Here is a 608-nt window from a genome sequence, read left to right on the forward strand (position 1 = left end):
GACAATCCGCCGCCGCCGAGGATGTGGTTGACGACGTAGCCCGGCATGAAGTCCGGCTCGTGGCGGCGGATGCCGGGGCCACCGAAGGTCACGACCGTTTGCGGTACGTCGAGCGGAATGAGGGTGCGCTGCGGCGGCTTGGCCGCGACGACGTCGGCGACCGGCGTGAGCGTGGCCTTGGCCGGCAGCCCACCAAAGGACTTGTCGAGCAATTTGCCGAGCGTGTCCGGATCGACATCGCCGACCACGGCGACCTTGAGCGTGTCCTTGGCGAGGACGCGGCGGACATAGTCCTTAAGCTCGGCGATCTCGATCGTCGGCACGCTCTCGAGCGTGCCCTGGGCTCCCCGGCCGTAGGGATGGTCGCCGAACGCGACTTCGAGGAACTTGCGGCCTGCAAGCGAACTCGGGTTGGTGGATTCTCGGCGCAGGTTGGACAGCACCTGCGCGCGGATGCGCTCGACATCGCTCGGCTCGAAGCGCGGCGACGTCAGCGCCGTGCGCAAGAGGTCGAAGGCCTCGTCCTTGTTGTCCTTGAGCATGCGCAGCGAGCCGCGGAAATTGTCGCGCTGCGAGGAAAAGCTCAATTCGATGGCGCGGCGATCGAG

The 608-nt window shown here is 66.8% G+C and carries 1 protein-coding gene; it reads right to left on the reverse strand.

Going from position 1 to position 608, the window contains the following annotated elements; translation table 11 throughout:
* A partial coding sequence (locus tag ACZXDY_RS46305; protein ID WP_464350073.1) for a M16 family metallopeptidase occupies positions 1-608 on the reverse strand: 608 nt, incomplete at both ends.

It is taken from the genome of Bradyrhizobium sp. LeoB3 (assembly GCF_055456055.1).